The sequence below is a fragment of the Nonomuraea sp. NPDC046570 genome (assembly GCF_040645915.1).
Classification (GTDB): domain Bacteria; phylum Actinomycetota; class Actinomycetes; order Streptosporangiales; family Streptosporangiaceae; genus Nonomuraea.
This window is the reverse complement of sequence record NZ_JBEYZF010000009.1, coordinates 116102-130698: the sequence shown is the minus strand read 5'-3', so window position 1 is coordinate 130698 and position 14597 is coordinate 116102. Positions and strand designations below refer to the sequence as shown.

At 71.5% G+C, this 14597-nt stretch carries 18 protein-coding genes; 4 read left to right on the top strand and 14 right to left on the bottom strand.

All coding sequences use genetic code 11. The features are described 5' to 3' along the window. Positions 1 to 16 precede the first annotated feature (16 nt). The 3 genes from ABZ911_RS17095 (at position 17) to ABZ911_RS17085 (ending at position 2056) form a co-directional block, all read left to right on the top strand. On the top strand, positions 17 to 1108 hold the full coding sequence (locus tag ABZ911_RS17095; protein WP_358056136.1) for a histidine kinase: 1092 nt from the start codon (positions 17 to 19) through the stop codon (positions 1106 to 1108). Further along, complete coding sequence (locus tag ABZ911_RS17090; protein ID WP_358056134.1) at positions 1105 to 1773, top strand: response regulator transcription factor; 669 nt, start codon at positions 1105 to 1107, stop codon at positions 1771 to 1773. The genes ABZ911_RS17095 and ABZ911_RS17090 overlap by 4 nt, the downstream gene beginning before the upstream one ends. 100 nt (positions 1774 to 1873) lie before the next feature. Continuing rightward, on the top strand, positions 1874 to 2056 hold the full coding sequence (locus tag ABZ911_RS17085; RefSeq protein WP_358056132.1) for a hypothetical protein: 183 nt from the start codon (positions 1874 to 1876) through the stop codon (positions 2054 to 2056). Positions 2057 to 2069: 13 nt separating this feature from the next. Here ABZ911_RS17085 and ABZ911_RS17080 read toward each other — a convergent pair whose 3' ends face one another. The 4 genes from ABZ911_RS17080 to ABZ911_RS17065 all read right to left on the bottom strand — a co-directional run bounded on the left by ABZ911_RS17080 (position 2070) and on the right by ABZ911_RS17065 (position 4964). Beyond that, entirely contained in the window at positions 2070 to 2627 is a 558-nt protein-coding gene (locus ABZ911_RS17080) for a hypothetical protein (RefSeq protein ID WP_358056130.1), read from the bottom strand. Positions 2628 to 2655: 28 nt separating this feature from the next. Further along, on the bottom strand, positions 2656 to 3561 hold the full coding sequence (locus tag ABZ911_RS17075) for a hypothetical protein (protein WP_358056128.1): 906 nt from the start codon (positions 3559 to 3561) through the stop codon (positions 2656 to 2658). A gap of 49 nt (positions 3562 to 3610) precedes the next feature. Beyond that, complete coding sequence (locus ABZ911_RS17070) at positions 3611 to 3973, bottom strand: YbaB/EbfC family nucleoid-associated protein (RefSeq protein ID WP_358056126.1); 363 nt, start codon at positions 3971 to 3973, stop codon at positions 3611 to 3613. A gap of 193 nt (positions 3974 to 4166) precedes the next feature. Continuing rightward, positions 4167 to 4964 (bottom strand): DUF4037 domain-containing protein, encoded by a 798-nt coding sequence (locus ABZ911_RS17065; protein ID WP_358056395.1) that lies wholly within the window; start codon positions 4962 to 4964, stop codon positions 4167 to 4169. 166 nt (positions 4965 to 5130) lie between these two features. Between ABZ911_RS17065 and hypF the strand changes: the two genes are divergently transcribed. Further along, complete coding sequence (hypF, locus tag ABZ911_RS17060) at positions 5131 to 7485, top strand: carbamoyltransferase HypF (RefSeq protein WP_358056124.1); 2355 nt, start codon at positions 5131 to 5133, stop codon at positions 7483 to 7485. Here hypF and ABZ911_RS17055 read toward each other — a convergent pair. The 10 genes from ABZ911_RS17055 to ABZ911_RS17010 all read right to left on the bottom strand — a co-directional run bounded on the left by ABZ911_RS17055 (position 7467) and on the right by ABZ911_RS17010 (position 14590). After that, positions 7467 to 7868 carry a hypothetical protein gene (locus ABZ911_RS17055; RefSeq protein ID WP_358056122.1) on the bottom strand — a complete coding sequence of 134 codons (402 nt, stop codon included), beginning with the start codon at positions 7866 to 7868 and terminating at the stop codon, positions 7467 to 7469. The genes hypF and ABZ911_RS17055 overlap by 19 nt on opposite strands. 16 nt (positions 7869 to 7884) lie before the next feature. Further along, positions 7885 to 9063 (bottom strand): hydrogenase expression/formation protein HypE, encoded by a 1179-nt coding sequence (gene hypE, locus ABZ911_RS17050; protein WP_358056120.1) that lies wholly within the window; start codon positions 9061 to 9063, stop codon positions 7885 to 7887. Next, entirely contained in the window at positions 9060 to 10187 is a 1128-nt protein-coding gene (hypD, locus tag ABZ911_RS17045; RefSeq protein ID WP_358056118.1) for a hydrogenase formation protein HypD, read from the bottom strand. Before hypD ends, hypE begins: the two co-directional genes overlap by 4 nt. Positions 10188 to 10193: 6 nt before the next feature. Then, on the bottom strand, positions 10194 to 10472 hold the full coding sequence (locus tag ABZ911_RS17040; RefSeq protein ID WP_358056116.1) for a HypC/HybG/HupF family hydrogenase formation chaperone: 279 nt from the start codon (positions 10470 to 10472) through the stop codon (positions 10194 to 10196). Then, entirely contained in the window at positions 10429 to 10812 is a 384-nt protein-coding gene (locus ABZ911_RS17035; protein ID WP_358056114.1) for a hydrogenase maturation nickel metallochaperone HypA, read from the bottom strand. The genes ABZ911_RS17040 and ABZ911_RS17035 overlap by 44 nt, the downstream gene beginning before the upstream one ends. 135 nt (positions 10813 to 10947) lie before the next feature. Beyond that, on the bottom strand, positions 10948 to 11436 hold the full coding sequence (locus tag ABZ911_RS17030) for a hydrogenase maturation protease (protein ID WP_358056112.1): 489 nt from the start codon (positions 11434 to 11436) through the stop codon (positions 10948 to 10950). Beyond that, entirely contained in the window at positions 11433 to 12791 is a 1359-nt protein-coding gene (locus tag ABZ911_RS17025) for a hypothetical protein (protein ID WP_358056110.1), read from the bottom strand. The genes ABZ911_RS17030 and ABZ911_RS17025 overlap by 4 nt, the downstream gene beginning before the upstream one ends. Continuing rightward, complete coding sequence (locus ABZ911_RS17020; RefSeq protein WP_358056108.1) at positions 12788 to 13414, bottom strand: DUF6084 family protein; 627 nt, start codon at positions 13412 to 13414, stop codon at positions 12788 to 12790. The genes ABZ911_RS17025 and ABZ911_RS17020 overlap by 4 nt, the downstream gene beginning before the upstream one ends. Then, a complete protein-coding gene (locus tag ABZ911_RS17015; RefSeq protein ID WP_358056106.1) occupies positions 13407 to 14027 on the bottom strand; it encodes a DUF5947 family protein in 621 nt (206 codons plus the stop codon). Before ABZ911_RS17015 ends, ABZ911_RS17020 begins: the two co-directional genes overlap by 8 nt. After that, positions 14024 to 14590 carry a NifU family protein gene (locus tag ABZ911_RS17010; RefSeq protein WP_358056104.1) on the bottom strand — a complete coding sequence of 189 codons (567 nt, stop codon included), beginning with the start codon at positions 14588 to 14590 and terminating at the stop codon, positions 14024 to 14026. The genes ABZ911_RS17015 and ABZ911_RS17010 overlap by 4 nt, the downstream gene beginning before the upstream one ends. Positions 14591 to 14597 lie beyond the last annotated feature (7 nt).

The window sequence follows — 14597 nt, the reverse complement described above, 5'->3', positions numbered from 1 at the left end:
TGGTCCATTGGAGGGCATGTCTTCGGCGGCCCTGCGGCGGTGGACGCGGCGTCCATGGGTGGGGGACGTCGCGCTGGCCCTGGTGGTTCTGGTGGCGGAGACCGCCTCCGCCAACCAGGGGCTCAGCACCATGATCGTGCTGATCGCGTTGGGCGGTGCGGGGCTCGTACTGCTGCGACGACGTCATCCGGTCGTCGTGGCCGTGCTCGTCGGCGTGCTCTACGGTGTGACCGCCCTGCTTCCCCCGTACGACGCACCGGTCAGCGCCATGCTCCTCGCGCTCTACAGCGTGGGCCGATACTCCTCGGCGCGTGCTTCGATCGTCATCGCGGCGCTGGCCGTGGTCGCCGGATGGTGGCTCCTCCGCCTGTCGTGGGAGTCCCCTTCGTCGATGCACGTGGCCATCACGCTGACACCGGCGCTACCGGTCGCGGCGGGACACATCACCCGTCTGCGAAAGGAGCTGTCCCAGCGCAGGGAGCAGCAGGCGGCTGAGCACGCCGTACGGGAGGAGCGCCGTCGCATCGCACGCGAGCTGCACGACGTGATCGCCCACCACATCAGCGTCGTCAGCCTCTACATGGGCGTGGCCAGGAGGACGATCCCGATCGACCCGGAACGCGCCCGGCAGACCTTGCTCACCGGGGAGGGGACCGCCCGGGAGGCGATGACGGAGATGCGCCAGCTGCTCGATGTGCTGCGCGCCGACGGCGAGGCACTGGAGAGCCAGGCGGGTATCGGAGTGGCGAGGCTTCCCGCGCTGGTCGAGAAGTCGGGCAACGCGGCACTCCAGGTGACGGGCGAGGCGGTCGAGCTGCCGACGACCGTCGACCACGCGGTCTACCGCATCGTCCAGGAGGCGCTCACCAACACCCGCAAGCACGCGGCGGGCGCCCGGTCCAGGGTACGGCTCGCGTACCGGCCCGGCCTCGTCGAAGTGGAGGTGACCGACGACGGTCTCCCCCGTCCCGGCGGCGCGGGCCTGGGGCTCGGGCTGGCGGGAATGGCCGAGCGGGTGTCGCTGTGCGGAGGCGAGTTACGCGCGGGCCCCTCATCCGCGGGAGGCTTCGTGGTACATGCCCGCATCCCGCTGCAGGAGAAGACGTGATCAAGGTGCTGCTCGTGGACGACCACGTGCTGGTCCGCGCGGGGCTGCGCATGTTGCTCGAAACCGCGCCCGGCCTGACCACCGTGGGCGAGGCCGCCGACGGACTCGACGCGGTACGGCAGAGCCACGCCTTACGCCCCGATGTGGTGCTGATGGACCTGCACCTGCCGGGCATGGACGGGGTGGCGGCCACGGAGCGGATCGCCACCGAGTTGCCGGACACCAAGGTCCTCGCGTTGAGCACCTTCGACCTGGAGGAACACGTGGTCGCGGCACTGCGTGCGGGCGCGTCCGGGTTCCTGCCCAAGGACGCCTCGCCGGAGGAGCTGATCGAGGGCATCAGAATCGTGCACAGAGGCGAGGCGACGGTGGCGCCCCGGCTGCTGCTCAGCCTGATCGGCACCTTCGTCCGCCCGTCCCGCCCCCGCGCGGTCGTGGTCCCCGCCGCGCTCTCGGGACTGACCGAACGCGAACGGCAGGTGCTGGAGCTGATCGCCCGGGGGCTGTCCAACCGGCAGATCGCCGACGAGATCGGCCTCTCCCTGTCGACGGTGAAGAACCGGGTGAGCGACACGTTCGCCAAGCTCGGGGTCCGCGACCGGGTCCAAGCCGTGATCATCGCCTACGAGGTCGGCCTGGTGACCCCAGGAGACCAGAACCCCTGATCAAGGTCACCTCAACCGGAATCTGCGGCTCGGACCAGCATTTGTACGAGATCCTGGGCCCGTTCATGGGCGAGGGCGACATCAGGGCATCACCCTGCGGATGGGGCAGGCCCACGTCAAACGCTGGGTCGACGTCCTGATGCCGATGGTCGCCGACGACACCGACCCGCTCGGGGTGATGGACCTGGCCACCCCCCGGCTGCCGCTGGACCAGGCCCCACACGGCTACGAGATCTTCCAGAAGAAGCGCGACGGCGCCATCAAGGTCCTGCTCACCCCCTGACCGCCGTCGTGGATCAGGCCGACGGCTCGCCCCACACCGTCGGGTCCTCGCCGGGTTCCGGCAGTTCCGAGAGCGTGGTGAGGACGCTGTCCCAGTCACCCACCTGGACTCTGTCCGCCATGAGGCGCAGGCGCGCGGGGATGTCCCCGTGGGCGTCCTGCAGGGCTTCGACGCCCTCCATCACCTGCGCGGAGGCCGCCTCGTACCCTTGGGCGCCGCCGTGGCCCTTGAAGAAGGCGGTCCCGGACTGACCCGAGCCCCAGAAGTTCCCGATGCCGTTCAGCTCCGCCGCCGCCTGCCTGACGAACCCGGCGAGCTCGACCCGCTCGGCGTCGTAGACCTCCGCGACGGCTCTGACGTGGCCGGGATAGAACTCCAGGGGCAGGCGGAGGGTCATGCCCGGCCGTACCGCGCCCGGGTCCTGGAGGACGTCCCGGTTCTCGTCGTAGATGCTCCGCCAGCGCGAACCGTCCTCGAACAGCTCCTCGGCGATGCTCCACAACGAGTCGTACGCCTCGCCGGGTGGCGTGACCGTGACGCTCTTCGGCGGCTCCGCCGGTTCCGCGGACATCTGGCTTCTCCCCGATCGGGTGCCGGGCTCAGCCGGCCGGCTTGTGGGACATGGTGAAGTAGAGCAGGATCCGGCCCAGCGTCTCCTTCCAGGTGGGGACGAGGTCGCCGCCCTCCTGGCCGTTCAGCGCGTCGTAGGTGGGGCCGTACCCCGCCGATCCGCCCGCCATCCTGCTGATGAAGTACTGCAGGTCCACGTTCTTGGTCATCGCCCGGGCGGCGGGCATGGCCGCGTCGAACACGCCGTAGAACGCGACCGAGGCGGCGAACTCCTTCAGCGCCTGCTTCGAGTTGTCGCCCCACGAGCCCGGGTCCTCGCCTCGCGCGGCCCGGACGCCGGCCACCACCGCCACGTCGCCGACGGCGAAGAACACGCTGCCGATCGTGTACTCGGTGAGCTTGCTGAGCACGATCTTCGCGACGGCGTGTTCGAGCAGTTTGGCGAGGAGTTTCGCCTGGGCCCGCCGCATCAGGAACTGGGTGAGCTGGTAGGCGGCCCCGGCCTGCCACGGGAAGGTGGTGATGAAGACGAAACTGGCGAAGTTCGCCAGCGCGGCCGTCCAGTACGCGTGCTGCGCCGTCTCGATGACCTCGGCGTACTCCTCGCACGCCGCACTGTTGCGGCGGCACACCAGGGCCAGCCGCTTGGGGTGGCCCACCCCGGGCGGCAGCGGGTAGAGCCCTTCGGTCACGGCCTTCTTGAACGCCTCCACGCCCTCGCCCGTGTTCCTCCGCCACAGTGCCTCGGCGGCCGGGTAGGTGTTCTCGGGGCTCTGTTCGAGCCGGTCGGCGAGCCGCGCCCACACGGCGCCGGCCTGGCGCGCCTTCGCCGGATCGCCGTCGGGGTACTCGACCGCGAGCATCTTGAAGACGAACGCCGTGATGCCCAGCGTTCCCGCGCCGTAGATGGCGGCGCGTGACGGGTTGATCCTCAACGCGATCCGGCCACCACAGTCCGCCCGGCGGGCCACCGCGCCGCGCCGCTCACCGCTCGTCCCGGTACGGCAGCGCGGACTCCAGCGGGGTACCGGCGACGAACGGCCCCATCAGCTCCTGGGCCTGCCTCTCGGCGTCGTGCATCGCTTCACCGGCCGCCTGGAGAATCGCGTCGGCCAGCTCGGCGGACCCGAGCCGCATGGCCCGCGGGTCGATCGTGAGCCCGGCGAGCGCTCCGGTCAGCGACGCCTTCACGGTGACCCGCCCATCGGCCGCCTGCCCCTGCCCGCGAATCCCCTGCATCCGCCCCTGAAGCCGCTGAAGCTCCGCGACCTCCCCCTCGAACTGCCCCAGCAGCCGGTCGAGCTCCTCGTCCCCGCCTCCGTACAACGAGCCCAGGGGCGAGGTCATCGCGCTCCCACGCCTGGGGACACGTTCACGGCCAGAGTGCTTCTCACTTCCATGCTCACCTTGTCCAAGGTAGATCGTGATGGGCGATAGATCAACTTAACTGGTAGGTAAACCCTCTTTGTCAGTAAGAGCAGCCGGGCCAGATCTTCGGCGAGTCCGGCTACAACGCCGACATCCCGGGGGCCATGATCTGTCACCTGCCGGTGAGCGCGGCCCAGGTCTCGTCGACCAGGGCCCGCGCCTCGGTCACCGTCGCCGCCAGCGACTCCGCCGTCTCGCCCGGTGCTCCCAGCAGGCGGCGAACGCGCCGGCCGAACCCGGCGGGCGCGCCCGGCAGCGTCTCCGCGACGGCCAGGGCGCCCTTCTCGTTGAGGCACCATCGCCGGTTCTCCGCGAAGAGTGCCTGCACCAGTACGCCGAAGGCCCGCGACAGGCACAGCGCGACATAGAGCGTGTCCCCTCGGGCCACGCCCTTGGCCGCGACACCGACCAGGAACTCCGCCTCCCGGGCCCCCACCACCAACGCTTTCCGCAGCGGCTCGGGATAGGTCGCGACCTCGCGCCGCAGCCGGGTCAGCTCGCCTCCCGGATCGGCCAGCACCTGGCCGAGGGCCACCTCGCCCGCATAGCAGGGCGACCAGAATCCGAGCGGGTGCCCCATCTGGACGCCCACCTCATAGCGGCCCTCGCGGCAGTCCGCCCACACCTTCTCCACCCGGTCCAGATCCCGCAGGATCCAGTCCACCGCCACGCCGTCGACCTTCAGCCACGCGCCGCCGTTCACCCAGGGTCCCCAGCCGCCCGGCCCGGCCACCTCCACCTCCGGCCCGGCCAGCGCCCGCAACGCGCTCAGGTCGAGTGCGCCGCGGTAGTAGACGCCCAGATCCCAATCCGACTCCGGCCGGTGCTCGCCGCGCGCCCGGCTGCCGCCGAGCAGCACCCCCAGCACCCCCGGCACCTCGACCAAGCGGTGGGCCATGTCCTCGATCATCGTCCGCACCGGGTGAGTGTGGCAGCCGCCCATGCGCCGGGGCCAGTCGATTTCCGCGTCCGCCCTGAGCGGGAGCCGACAGCGTAAGCGCATCGGCATCGATGACAGACCCCGTCTTGGCCTTGCGCGATGGATCGGCGTCACCGACCGGACTCACAATGATCGTGTGGTCGAGTGGGAACGGTATGCGATCAGGGTGGAGGGCGTGGTGCAGGGGGTCGGCTTCCGCCCGTTCGTACGGCGGCTCGCCCTGCGGTTCGACCTGGACGGCTGGGTCGGGAACGACGCGCAGGGCGTCTTCGTGGAAGCCGAGGGCGGCAGCTCCGCGCTGACCTCCTTCCGCGCCGCCCTCCTCGCGGAGAAGCCTCCTCTCGCGGTGGTCGAGCGCCTGACCGTCACCCCCATCGAGCCGGTGGGCAGCCGGTGTCGCGTGGGGCCCGCGCAGTTCGCGATCCTGCCCAGCGTCGCGGACGGCGAGCGGCGCACCCTGGTCTCCCCCGACCTCGCCACCTGCGACGACTGCCTGCGCGAGATCCTCGACCCGGCCGATCCGCGCCACGGCTACGCCTTCACCAACTGCACCGCCTGCGGCCCTCGGTTCACCATCGTCCGCGACGTCCCCTATGACCGGGGGGCGACGACGATGGCGGGGTTCGAGATGTGCGGGCGGTGCGCGAAGGAGTACGCGGACCCGGACGATCGCCGCTTCCACGCCCAGCCGACCTGCTGTCCCGCGTGCGGACCGCGGCTGAGGTTCGTCGACGCCGCCGGGAACGAGGCGGAGGGCGCGGACGCCGTCGTCGCCGCCGCCTCCCGTCTCGCCGCCGGTCAGGTGGTGGCCGTCAAGGGGCTCGGCGGCTACCACCTGGCCGTCGACGCCGCCCGCGAAGCCTCGGTGGCCGCGCTGCGCGCCCGCAAGCACCGCGAGGAGCGGGCGTTCGCGGTGATGGTGGCCGACCTGGCGGCGGCGCGGGAGCTGTGCGAGGTCGACGACGCCGAGGCCGTCCTGCTGACCGCGCCTCGCCGCCCCATCGTGCTGCTGCGCAGGAGATCCGCCCCGCCGAACCTCGCGCGCTCGGTCGCTCCCGGCAACCGGTTCCTCGGCCTGATGCTGCCCTACACGCCCCTGCACCACCTGCTCCTGCGGCAGTTCGCCGGACCGCTGGTGATGACCAGTGGCAACCTCTCCGACGAGCCGATCGCCTACCGCGACGAGGACGCGCTGGCGCGGCTGTCCGGCATCGCCGACGCCTTCCTGACCCACGACCGGGACATCCACACGCGCGTGGACGACTCGGTCGTCCGCGTCTTCCGCGGCCGCGAGCTGCCCGTACGCCGGTCGCGGGGGTACGCCCCCCATCCCGTCACCGTGCCCGGACGGGTCGCCCGCCCGGTGCTCGCCTGCGGCGCGGAGCTGAAGAACACCTTCTGCCTGGCCAAGGGCACCCACGCGTTCCTCTCCCCGCACATCGGCGACCTGGAGAACTACGAGACCCTGCGCTCGTTCGCCGAGGGGATCGAGCACTTCAAGCGGCTGTTCGACATCGTCCCCGCGCTGGTCGCGCACGACCTGCACCCGGAGTACCTGTCCACGAAGTACGCCCTAGACCTGGACGCCGAGCTGGTCGGGGTGCAGCATCACCACGCCCACATCGCGAGCTGCCTGGCCGACAACCAGGAGTGGGGACCGGTGATCGGCGTCGCCTTCGACGGCCTGGGCTACGGCCTGGACGGCACGCTGTGGGGCGGCGAGATCATGGTCGCCGACCTCGCGGAATTCCGGCGCGTCGGCCATCTCGAGCCGCTGCCGATGCCCGGCGGCGTCACCGCGATCAGGCAGCCGTGGCGAATGGCGGCGGCCCACCTGGACGCGGCCTACGCCGGCGCCCCACCCGACGACCTGCCGGTACGGCTGCGCCACCCCGACTGGCCCGACGTCGTCGCCGTCGCCCGCTCCGGGATCGGCGCCCCGCTCACCTCCAGCGCCGGGCGACTGTTCGACGCCGCCGCGGCGATCATCGGAGTCCGCGACAAGGTCACCTACGAGGGCCAGGCCGCGATCGAACTGGAACAACTCGCCGACCCGGCCGAGCTCACCGCCTATCCGGCACGGCTCACGCGGGCATCGGCGCAGGCCGCGCAGCCGTTCCGGATCCAGGGCGGCGACCTGATCCGCGCGGTGGTCGAGGATCTCGCACGGGGGGCGGCTCCGCCGATCGTGGCCGCGCGGTTCCACAACGGCGTCGCGGGCGCGGTCGTCGCCGCGGCGACGACCGTCCGGGAGTCGTGCGGGCTCTCCGCGGTGGCCCTGTCCGGCGGCGTCTTCCAGAACCGGCTCCTGCTGGCCAGAACCGTCGACGGCCTGGCCGACGCGGGATTCCGGGTGCTGACCCATTCCAGGGTGCCGCCGAACGACGGCGGCGTCAGTCTCGGGCAGGCCGTGATCGCCGCGGCCCGCGACCGATCGCCGGACGGCCCCGCGCCGGTCGTCGCCTGGGCGGCTCAGTCGGGCGGGAGGTGAGGACTGCCGCTGTGGACGGGCTGCTGGGGCCTGACCCCGGTGGCGTCACCGGCGTCGGAGGTGCCGTAGGGCCGCCGGGACCTGCCCTCGTAGCCCATGGTCTTGCGGCCCTTCTCCTGTTCCCGCAGGGCCGTGTCCTCGGCTCGCCTGCCGGCGCTCACTCCCACCCCGAGGGGGGAGGCGGCGGTCGAGTCGGTCGCCGGGACCCCTTTCCGCTCCTGGGAGGAGATCACCCTGCGCGGGCCGGGAGGCGGCGCGTACTCGGTGGAGAAGGCGCGGTCGCCCGCCTGGCGGGTCTCGGCGCTGGCCTGCCCCGTGTCGGGAGCGTGCCGGCCCTTGCCTCTGGACCGGCCGGTTTCCTTGGATTCACCTGAATGACTCATGGCTCACACCTCATTCTCAGCATATCCGGGGTAGTGGATCACCGACGAGCAGGTCGACGATGCGGGTGCCGCCGAACCCCGTCCTGAGCAGGACCAGGCCCTGCGGGTCGTCCCTGACCTGGCCGATGATCGCGGCCTCCGCGCCCAGTGGGTGGGCGCGCAGGGCGGCCAGCGCGGCGTCGGCCGCCGAGCCGTCCACGATCGCGATCATGCGGCCCTCGCAGGCGACGTAGAGCGGGTCGATGCCGAGCAGCTCGCAGGCCCCCCGTACGGCGGGCCGTACCGGGACCGCGTCCTCGTCGGCGACGACGGCGACGGCCGAGGCGCGGGCGACCTCGTTGAGTATGGTCGCGACGCCGCCGCGGGTCGCGTCCCGCAGGCAGCGCACCTGGGCTCCGCAGGCGTCGAGCAGGCCGTCCACCAGGCCGTTCAGCGGCGCGGTGTCGGAGACCAGGTCGGCCTCGATGTCGAGCTCACCGCGGGCGAGCATGATCGTCATGCCGTGCTCGCCGACCGGGCCCGAGACGAGGACGACGTCACCCGGCCGCACGGTGCCGGCGCCCAGGGTGACGGGCCGCTCCAGCAGTCCGACCCCGGCGGTGGTGATGTAGCAGCCGTCGCCCTTCCCGCGCTGCACCACCTTGGTGTCGCCGGTGACGATCCGCACCCCCGCGGCCTGGGCCGCCTCCGCCATGGTGGCGGCGATCGAACGCAGGTCGGCGACCGGGAAACCCTCCTCCAGGATGAACCCGGCCGACAGGTGCAGGGGCCGGGCGCCGCAGACCGCCAGGTCGTTCACGGTCCCGTTCACCGCCAGGTCGCCGATGTTGCCGCCCGGGAAGAACAGCGGCGACACCACGAACGAGTCGGTGGAGAAGGCCAGCCGCGCCTGCCCGGCGGTGAACACGGCGCCGTCCTCCAGCGGCTCCAGCAGCGGGTTGCGGAACGCCTCCAGGAACACCGCCTCCACCAGGGTCTGGGTCGCCTTGCCCCCAGAGCCGTGGGCCAGCGTGATGTGCTTCTCCTTGACCCGCGCGGGGCGGGCGCGGGCCCGCTCGATGCGTTCGAGCACCTGTTCCTCGCCGGTGGGCGCCGGCCGGCCCGCGTGCTCCCGGACCGCGGCCTCCGCCCAGTCGGCCCGCCGCTCCTGGCCGGCGGTCACGCTCGTCCCCGGTCCGGTTCGTTCCGCGCTCACGTACGGGTCGCCTCCCTCACTCGTTCCCTGGAGAACCGGCCGAAGTTGTAGTAGGCCGCGCAGGCGCCCTCGGAGGACACCATGCAGGTGCCGATCGGGGTCTCCGGGGTGCACGCCGTACCGAAGACCTTGCACTCCCATGGTTTGAGTACTCCCTTGAGCACCTCGCCGCACTGGCAGGCCTTCGGGTCGGCCACCCGGTCGCCGGGAATCTCGAAGATCTTCTCGGCGTCGTGGGCGGCGTACTCGTCGCGCATCCGGAGCGCCGAGTGCGAGATGAAGCCCAGCCCCCGCCACTCGAAGAAGGTGCGCAGCCGCATGGTCTGGTCGATGACCGCCAGCGCCTTGGGGTTGCCCTCCCAGGGCACCACCCGGGCGTACTGGTTCTCCACCTCGCTGCGGCCCTCGGCGAGCTGCACCAGGATCATGTAGATCGACTGCAGGATGTCGAGCGGCTCGAACCCGGCGACCACCAGCGGCTTGCCGTACTCGCGGGCGATGAACTCGTACGGCCGGCAGCCGATCACCGTGGAGACGTGGCCGGGCCCGATGAACCCGTCCAGCCTCAGGTCGGGAGAGTCGAGGATGGCCTTGATCGCCGGGATGATGGTCACATGGTTGCAGAAGACGGAGAAGTTGCCGATCCCCTCCGCGGCGGCCCGTAGCACGGTCATCGCCGTCGACGGGGCGGTGGTCTCGAAGCCGATGGCCATGAACACGACGCGCTTGTCCGGGTGCTGCCGGGCGATCTTGAGAGCGTCGAGCGGTGAGTAGACCATGCGGATCGAGGCGCCCCGCGCCATGGAGTCGAAGAACGAGCCCCTGCCGCCGGGCACCCGCATCATGTCGCCGAACGACGTCATGATCACATCGGGTTGCCCGGCGATGTGGATCGCGTCGTCGACCCGGCCCATGGGGATCACGCATACCGGGCAGCCGGGCCCGTGCACCAGCGTCACGTTCGGCGGCAGGTAGTCCTCCAGCCCGTGCTTGTAGATCGTGTGCGTGTGCCCGCCGCACACCTCCATGAACTTGTAGGAGCGGCCCGGCTCGCACAGGGCGGCGATCTTGGCCGCGACCGCCCGCGCCTTCTCGGCGTCGCGGTACTCGTCGACGAAACGCACCCCGCCTCACCCCTTTTCGATCATGGATTCGCGCAGCGCGGCGATCTCGTCGTCGTAGGCCTGCCCGATGCTCTCCAGGAAGTCGAGCGCGGCCTTCGCCTCCACCTCGTCGATCTTCGACATCGCGAAGCCGACGTGGATGAGGACCCAGTCCCCCGGCGCCAGCCCTTCCCCCTCCAGCAGGCCGATGTTGATCGCCCGCCGGACCCCGCTCACGTCGACCTTGGCGAGGTCGGGACGGTCAGGCAGGATCTCCACGACCTCGCCGGGAATCCCCAGGCACATGCTCTTCCTCCGTCAGTTGGATCGATTCGAGGAGGAGTTCTTCCCCGCCGTGCATGTCGATGTCGAGGCCCCCGCAGCCCGGGCAGGCCGCCAGGGCGTCGGTGGACTCCGCGCTCCCCCCGCAGGAGCGGCAGTCGAGCCGTACCGGGAGCACGATCAGATCGATCTTGGCTCCCTCGGCCACGGTGCCCCCCGCGACCATGGAGAACGCCTGTTCCAAGGCGGGCTCGGTGATCCGGAGCAACGCCCCCGCCTGGACGCGGACGTGACTCACCCCGCGTCCGGCGGCGCGCTTCTCGACCGCGCCGAGAACGCTCTCAGCTATCCCAAACTCGTGCACTGTCCCTCACTTTCTGTGACATTCGGTATGCAGCGCTTCACATGGCTCGCATCCTGAGATAGCGCTCGATGTCGGGCTTCGACTTGACGATCAGGACGGTGATCCCCACCACCACGGCCGTGATCAGCAGGCTTTTCAGCATGGTTGTCGCTCCTCGTTCAGGTTCTCTCTGATCAGTTCGCCCACGAGCTCGGCGGCCCTGGGCACGGCGGCGGCGACCGGCCGGGTGAGCTCCATCCCCGGAGAGATGTCCGCGGGCTCGCACCCGACCAGCAGCACCCGGCCCGTCCTGCCGCCCAGCGACCCGAGCAGGGCCAGCACCGCCTCCGGCGCCATGTCGTGCGCGTCCGCGATCCCGGTACCGCTCGGCACGTCCTCCGGCCGGATGTCGAGCACGTAGACGGTCCCCGGCGCCTCCCCCCGCGGAAGGGCGTCGATGAGGATCGTCGTGTCGTAGCCGTTCATCAGCTCGTAGGCGAGGTGGATGCCGCGGATGCCGAAGTCGCCCAGCTTGACCTCCGGCGGGAGCGCGCCGCGCGACAGGTGCCTGACGACCTCCACGCCGAAGCCGTCGTCCCCGAGGAAGACGTTGCCGACGCCCGCGACCAGCATGCGAGGGGTCACAGCGACTCGACCTCCTCAGGGGCGAAGTACAGGAACCGCCCCTGCGCCCTGGCGAGGTCGGCCCCTTCGTCGTCCTCCAGCGTCACGGCCAGGTGCCGGTTGCCGTCCACGTCGAGGAAGACCGCCTCCACCAGCGCGATCCGCCCGGCCAGGAACATGTCGTGCGCGTCCGCTCGCCGCGTCCCCCGCGGGCGCCCCGGCAGCAGCCTGACCCGGCTCCCCCTCGCGACCTCGACGCCGCCGATGACGACCCCGTCGCTCTCCGGCGACACCGACGCGTCCGCTCCCGGATCCCACCACGGCACGCTCTCCCGCCGCGCCTCCGGGTCAGGGTCCTCGCCCGCTCCGGCATGCACGGTGGTTCGGGGCCGGAGCATGCGGATGGCGCCGTGCAGGCGTTCGAGGAGTTCGGGCGGAAGGTCGTCGGTACGGTCGATGATCTCGGCGGCCCGCGCGTCGGTGGCCCGCGCCTCGCGCTTCTCCTCGTCGGTGAGCGTCATCGTGCGGAGGCTGAGAATCTCGTCGATCTCGGTGGCGTCGAAGAGGTCGCCGGGGCTCTCCGGCGCGATGGCCGGGTGGTCGTAGAGGATGATCGGCGCGGACAGCATCAGGTCGCGGCTGCCGGGCTCGCCGGCGAGGACCGGCCAGGTGTGCAGGTTCACGCACTTCTCCGCGGCGGGCGCCGCCCACTCCGGCGGGTCGAGCAGCGAGACGAACGCGCCCGAGTCGACCGCGACCAGCAGGTGCGTGGCGATCAGGGAGTGCCGCAACGCCTCCTGCCGGGACGGCCCCGTCCACGAGCCGGTGTTCTCGATCCGGACCTGCAGCCTGGCCAGGCCGTACGGTCCGGGCAGGGGTTCCGCCTTGACCCGCAGCGCCGCGCTGATCGGCCAGTGCTCGTGGACGATCCGGCCGTCCGCGACCGGTTCCACCGACTGCCCGGCGGCGAACTCCACCGTCACCACCTGCGCGGTTCCGGTGAGCAGTCCGGCCAGCGGCAAGGTGGCGTCCGCGGAACGATCGACGGCTTCGTCGAAGGTCAGGTAGGTCGTGGAGGCGGCCTCCAGCCGGGCGACAGGGCGGAAACCGTCGTCCGTGGCCTCCTCCGCGGTCCTGGACTGGAGCTGCAGGAAGCGCAGTTGAAGGTGGATGGTCGTGTCGGGGCCCGCTTCCAGCAGGCACTCGGTCTGGGAGGCGGCGGGCTCCTCGGTGGCGGTGAAGCCGGGCGGGACCAGCACGCCGAACTGCCAGCGGGACCGGTTCTTGGCGGCCGACGCCCGGTAGGGGTAGAGCAGGTAACCCTCGTAGAGCACGGCGTCGGCCACCTTGCGGGCCGACTCGAGACGCGAGCTCACCCTCGCACCTCCTTCAGAAGAGTGTGGATGACCTCGTCCCAGGTGGGCAGCGTGCGGGAGACCTTGAACCGCTGCAGTTCGTCCAGCGTGTCGCGGTTCAGCCGGATCCAGCCCTGGCCGGGGAAGTAGTGGTCCATCAGCTCCCGCCACACCTGGACGGGCAACCGGTAGCGGGCCTCGCACGCCCAGGAGATCTGCTCGACCGCGAATCCGGCCGCCGTCCGCGCGAAGACGGTCCCGCTGAACAGCATCAGCAGCGGGATCTCGCCGTCCCGCAGGGAGGCGAAGTACTTGCCCGTCGCCACCTCCAGGTCGTAGGTGACCGGTACGGCCAGCTCGACCTCCCGCGTGCCGGAGAAACCGGGCACCATGGTCGACACGGTGGCGAACTGCAGCGGCTTGAGCGTGTCCCCCCAGCGGGACGGCTCCCCGAACAGGTCGGCGAGCAGTTCCCGCTCCTCGGCCCCGTAGCCCCGGCGCTGCGGTTCGATCCGGATCTGGCAGCGCAGCGCTATCGCGTGGACGGCGGCCGGGGCGGTGACGCCCAGCCGGAAGACGAGCGTCGGCGCCGCCGCGTAGCGGTCGGCCCACGCGTCGGCGACGGCGAAGTCGAGATCAGCCACGGCCGTCTCCCGCCGGGACCGGCAGGCTGCGCTCGCGCAGCTCCGCGAAGAAGGAGTCGATCGCCTCCCACGCCTCCTGCCCGCCCCCGAACCCCTTCCAGTGCGTGCGGACCAGACCGGTCAGCCGATAGCAGGCGTCGATCGGCACCAGGTAGCCCGCGCCACCCCCGTGCCGCCGGTCGACGATCAGGGCCTCGACGTCGGGGAGCGGATCACTCAGCGACGGGTTGGCCGCCAGCACCCGCTCCCAGGTGTCAAGCGGCAGCTCCGACTCGGTGGCCCCACCCGGACTGGGATAGAAGGCGACGGTACGGCCCAGCGCCGAGTTGTGGAAGAAGAACGCCATCCGGACCGGGATCCGCAGCTCCTCCCAGTCCGCCGCCGCCAGGACGAACGACGGATCGTGCCGATATCGGTCGGGGACGGCCAGGTACCGCCCCTCGGCCCGGGTGAACAGCAGGTGGCAGGCCCGGCAGACGCACATCAGGGCCCTGCTGCCCACGTTCACCACGTGCCCGTGCTCTTCCCCGATCCGTTCGGCGCACATCTCGCACCTCTCGAACGCGGGCGCCTCCGCGGCGGGAGGCGGCAGGACGAACTTGCGCAAGGTCATGAACCGGCCCCCTCGGGCACCGGGCAGGGCCCCGGCGGCGGGCGCAGCCCGACCTGCAGGAGCGACGAGCCGACGGCGTCGACCATGCCGTCCACGTCCACCCGCAGCACCTCGGGCGCCGCCTCCACGACCGCCCGCTCGATCGCCGTCCTGACGGTGACGAGGGAGGAGGGGCAGCCGTGGCAGGTCCCCTCCAGCCGCAGTCGCACCACCCCCTCGGCGCCCACCTCCAGCAGCTCGACCCCGCCGGCGTGCGTCCCCAGGTAGGGCCGCACGCCGTCCAGCGCGGCCCGTACCCGCTCCTCGGTGCTCAGCGGGTGCAGGTCGTGTACGGCGAGCAGCCCGGCGACCAGGTCGTCGGCGGTGAGCCGGCGCAGCACGTCGGCCGCCTCGCTCTCGGTGACGATCTCCATGACCTTGCCGAGCGCGGAGCCGTACAGCTCGACGAGCAGCCGGACGAGTTCCTCCGCCTTGGCCCGGGTGCCCGCGTCGCTGATCGCGGCCAGCTCGGACAGCAGTGTCTCCACCTGGTCGCCTGTGGCCCGCACCTGCGTCGCTGTCATCGTTCCC

Excerpts from the sequence above, each read along its gene's own strand:
- ABZ911_RS17095 (WP_358056136.1), top strand. The coding sequence starts at position 17 with ATGTCTTCGGCGGCCCTGCGGCGGTGGACGCGGCGTCCATGGGTGGGG.
- ABZ911_RS17085 (WP_358056132.1), top strand. The coding sequence starts at position 1,874 with ATGGGGCAGGCCCACGTCAAACGCTGGGTCGACGTCCTGATGCCGATG.
- ABZ911_RS17080 (WP_358056130.1), bottom strand. The coding sequence starts at position 2,627 with ATGTCCGCGGAACCGGCGGAGCCGCCGAAGAGCGTCACGGTCACGCCA.
- ABZ911_RS17070 (WP_358056126.1), bottom strand. The coding sequence starts at position 3,973 with ATGACCTCGCCCCTGGGCTCGTTGTACGGAGGCGGGGACGAGGAGCTC.
- ABZ911_RS17065 (WP_358056395.1), bottom strand. The coding sequence starts at position 4,964 with ATGATCGAGGACATGGCCCACCGCTTGGTCGAGGTGCCGGGGGTGCTG.
- ABZ911_RS17055 (WP_358056122.1), bottom strand. The coding sequence starts at position 7,868 with ATGAGTCATTCAGGTGAATCCAAGGAAACCGGCCGGTCCAGAGGCAAG.
- ABZ911_RS17040 (WP_358056116.1), bottom strand. The coding sequence starts at position 10,472 with ATGTGCCTGGGGATTCCCGGCGAGGTCGTGGAGATCCTGCCTGACCGT.
- ABZ911_RS17015 (WP_358056106.1), bottom strand. The coding sequence starts at position 14,027 with ATGACCTTGCGCAAGTTCGTCCTGCCGCCTCCCGCCGCGGAGGCGCCC.
- ABZ911_RS17010 (WP_358056104.1), bottom strand. The coding sequence starts at position 14,590 with ATGACAGCGACGCAGGTGCGGGCCACAGGCGACCAGGTGGAGACACTG.